A 3,893-nucleotide genomic window follows, 5' to 3' on the forward strand; every position below is an offset into this window, starting at 1 on the left:
TGCCCATCGATCGGCTGTAGTTTATCTTTCTCGGTATGAGCCACGGTAATTGAGTAAGTCCAACACCACTGCGACCGGCTGGCACTGTAGCTACCATCAATCACTTGAATCTTCTCGCCGGTATCCAGTCGCTCGGCTATTAATGTATTCACGATATACCACCAGTTTCTATTCGGCAGTGCTGGAATACAGTCATCTGCACCAAAATTTAAAACAACATTGTGTGAATCAACGTCATGACATAAGCAGACAAAATTTAGATCGCCAGTGCCTTCATATTTGGGTATTTCAGGCTTTGGCCAAGGTAAAACCGGATGCTTGCGATAATGAATCGCTTTGGCTTTATCCCATGGCAAATCTGACTTGGTGATAATCTCCAGGCTTTTATCCCACTCAAATGAAAAGCGGTGCTCAAAGACTTGAGCTACTTCATGTGAATAAGTAAAAGTCTTGCGCCTGCGGATCATTTCCTGCCAGACTGTTTCTCGGTTATGACGCAGCTTGACGGTTTCTTCATGCACATATCGCTGATGAATAAAGCGTTTATCACCCTCTTCCCAAATCACATATGCATCTGAACTTAAACCGGTTGCTTGCTCATGTATCGATCTAACCGCGCGATTCAATGACCCTGCTTGCTCATATTGAATATTTTTCTGATTGGAAATTACCAAACCCTGGTCATAAAAAAGAGCCTCATTTGAGACTCTTAATATAGGCTTGGCCCATGGTATTTCTGTGGTGCTCAAGGCTGCGATGGCTTTCTTATATCGCATATCAAAGCCATAAGACACGCCCACCAGATGATTGATATCGAATAGTGCTTTAACTTCGAATGAAAACCCAGTATCTAAAACCGTATCAATCGTGCACAGGTTTTCACTAAATACCGCTTCGATTTCAAAGTTAAAACTAGTGTCTAAGACTGTATCAATGTGCCCAATGACATCGGTGTTCTCTTTAAAGACTGCGACAACATCAAAGCTGAACTCAATATCAATTACCGTGTCTATAACTGCAGTGTTTGCACCACTATCTGCATAGACTGCTGTGACTTCAAGTGAAAACTCAGTATCAAGTACTGTATCGATTACAGCAGAAACATCATCACCGAAATTGAGATTGGTCGATCCGTCGGCTAGATGCTCAAAATTCAGAATGATGTTATGGCTATCAGTATTATCAGGCTTAAAGTTTAGGTTTAGGTTATGCGCATCAACGGTGCCGAGCTTATTTTTAAAATCCACATGAGCACCCTTTTAAATTAAGGTCTGAGTTTTATTGATTGGATAGACAAGGTACCACCCACAACCAGATTGGTATTCGCTAAAGATATATCTGTGCCAACAGTAAGATCGGCACCGACCCCGCCAGCACCGCTGTAGATTCGCGCCCAAGTTGCGGTACCAGTTTTAATAACCGTTGCTGTGTCGGTTGGATGAAGCTCTACATAACTGGCTGTGACTTCTTTAATACATGGCTCTGGAAAATTCAGTGTTACCAAAGCATTATTCGAATCTGCTGCAACCGCAGGGCTGGCAGGCTGCACACCCTCATAAAAAATAACGGTAGCACTTTGGCTACCGCTATCCATAAAATTTGCAAAGGCTTGAATCATGGCAAGCCGAGCATTGACTGATGTTTTACTCATTTTGGCACCACGTTATCTTGGATGACTGCGTTAAACTGACGCTTTGGGTCGATAGATGTAATTGTATAAGCATTAATTAGAGGAATATTTACTTGATAATGACCATCAGCGTCGCTTTTAGTCGTAGCTATTAACATGCCATTATTTCGATTATAAATATTGACTTGTCTTGCTACCGGAATACCTAGCTCATATATGCGCCCAGCTATGGCTGTCCATTTCTGAGCATGTATAGATAAATTAATGGGGGTTAATATATCCATTTATCTTTGCTCCAGTGTATAGCCATGTTTAATAAGAAGTATTGCTTCATTCATTGAGTAGCGTGTAACGTACTTGCCGATATTTGAAACCCCTTCCACATTAGACGAATTAGCAGTGCTCTTAATGAAAGGTAGAAATCCAATATAATTATCGCCAACTGTTAGCATGAAGGGGACAAAAAACACATTACTAGATGCGGATACGGAGGCGTTTTTATTGTTGCCCTGCCCTAGATAAATAGACTGACCTGCAAGTTCGTAATTTGCGCTTCCTGTCGCATCAAACCAAATAGCTGCATTTAAATTTAAGCCGCCATACGCAGCCACAGTGTGACCACCTAACCTTATTCCGGATCTAGCGTGTGCAACGATACTATCTCTCTGCTTTGTCTTTATCTGAAGTCCAGCAGCTAACAAAGCTAGATTTTTAGTATTATTTCTGGCATCTAAAAATTCAAGATATCCGTATGTTAGGAAAAGACCTGTGTTACTGACTGTAACATCCAAAGAGAAACCACTCCCATCCCCCACCACTAAAAAACTGGAATTTATAATAGTGGATACCGATACATCATCGTTACTGCTACTAGCTGGACCTCCGTGATCTGCAGTACGATAATACCACTTTGCCCACCCATGATACTCCCCATCCCACTCCCAATTACTATTTGGTTTTGCGGGGTTGTATGGCATTTGCACACCAGTAATATTGTTAATATCAGTCATACCTGACACCACGCCTACCTTTGCAAATTTTGCTCCTGCCGCCGCCGCCCCGGGCGAACAAAAATCATGTACAAGCAAAATTAAGCCAAGTGAGTCAGGATCTGTAGAGCGATAAGCACGTTTTGGAGTTGTGGATTCTGTTGGGGTTTGATGAGCAATTTCAAAATCAAGCGGTGCAGTAAAGCAGGTCGCTGTGCCATTTAATGCAGATGAGTGCAAATCTGTACATTCAATAGTAATTGTGTTTGTGCCAGCACTTAAAACCCTATAATCACCATCCCAGCCATTTGTTGAGCCGGTGATACGTACCACTTGGCGATCAATAAAACCATGACCACTGCCCAAGTGGATAGTTGCGGTAATAGCAGTAGGTGTTGACTTGCTTATGCTTATCACTGGCACATGATTAAAACCATTAACCAAGACCGCATCGAGTAAATTGATCATTGAACCCCAAGCATTAGATAGCTGAGGGATGCCCTTCATGGTATTTTGATAGTGCTTTACTAAACCTGCCATCTTTTTTACCTATAAAAAAAAGACCACACAAAGCGGTCATATTTAAATTAATGTTTACAGCACGCGGTCAATGTCGCCACGTAGCATGATCTGGAACTGGTCTGATATCACAGCTGGTTCAGATTGCTTCACTGTACGAATCACCCAGACTGGGAAGTTTGCAGCTACAGTATTGAAGCGCAGCACGTTACCGTTTGCCCAGCCCGCGCCCCAACCTTCTTTTTTCACTGTGAAATATGGCAAGCCTGTTACTGGGTTGATTGGAGCAAAATCCACATTCACACTCCCTGTGCCGATCTGCCCTGAGTATTCACCAACACAGCGGAATGATTGTGCATCAGTGAAGATCAGTGCCCATCGCTCTTGAATAGCGCCTTTATTCGTCACAGCAATTGGATATAACGCATCGTTATAGTTGGCTGAAATGCCGCTACCCGTTGGCTCATCAACCCATACATTACTCCACGAACCTTGCACAAACTTGCGTGTGTAACGCGCCTGCATGTCACCAATCACTAAAGCAGATCCTACGATGGTATCCACCGCATCATAGTTATGTGTTAAGGGCTTGGTGAAAGTCAGCTGACCATTGATCTGCACATCACGTATCAGACCCATATCCTGATAGCGGTATTTTGTCACCAGTGGCTCAACCAGATTACCCAATACGAAGTCACCACCCAATGTCACACGGCCATAATCATAATCAACTGTGTACAAATCGAAGGCTACTT

At 42.9% G+C, this 3,893-nt stretch carries 3 protein-coding genes and 2 pseudogenes; all 5 read right to left on the minus strand.

Translation table 11 applies throughout. The features are described from left to right. Nucleotides 1-1,247, minus strand: a pseudogene (locus B4J23_RS11425) (hypothetical protein); the annotation flags it as partial. Between the two features lie 17 nt (nucleotides 1,248-1,264). Beyond that, nucleotides 1,265-1,651, minus strand: coding sequence for a hypothetical protein (locus tag B4J23_RS11430; protein ID WP_291360714.1), 387 nt, complete (start codon nucleotides 1,649-1,651; stop codon nucleotides 1,265-1,267). Further along, nucleotides 1,648-1,914 (minus strand): hypothetical protein, encoded by a 267-nt coding sequence (locus B4J23_RS11435; protein WP_243475368.1) that lies wholly within the window; start codon nucleotides 1,912-1,914, stop codon nucleotides 1,648-1,650. Before B4J23_RS11435 ends, B4J23_RS11430 begins: the two co-directional genes overlap by 4 nt. Continuing rightward, the gene (locus B4J23_RS11440; protein ID WP_291360718.1) at nucleotides 1,915-3,159 is read right to left on the minus strand and encodes a hypothetical protein; all 1,245 of its coding nucleotides are present in this window, start codon (nucleotides 3,157-3,159) and stop codon (nucleotides 1,915-1,917) included. A gap of 54 nt (nucleotides 3,160-3,213) precedes the next feature. Further along, nucleotides 3,214-3,893: pseudogene (locus tag B4J23_RS11445) on the minus strand (hypothetical protein); the annotation flags it as partial.

It is taken from the genome of Acinetobacter sp. UBA3025, assembly GCF_002367915.1.
Lineage (GTDB): Bacteria > Pseudomonadota > Gammaproteobacteria > Pseudomonadales > Moraxellaceae > Acinetobacter.

What these genes read in the sequence shown, in the direction of transcription:
- B4J23_RS11430 (WP_291360714.1), bottom strand. Translation starts at nt 1,651, where the DNA reads ATGAGTAAAACATCAGTCAATGCTCGGCTTGCCATGATTCAAGCCTTT.
- B4J23_RS11440 (WP_291360718.1), bottom strand. Translation starts at nt 3,159, where the DNA reads ATGGCAGGTTTAGTAAAGCACTATCAAAATACCATGAAGGGCATCCCT.
- B4J23_RS11435 (WP_243475368.1), bottom strand. Translation starts at nt 1,914, where the DNA reads ATGGATATATTAACCCCCATTAATTTATCTATACATGCTCAGAAATGG.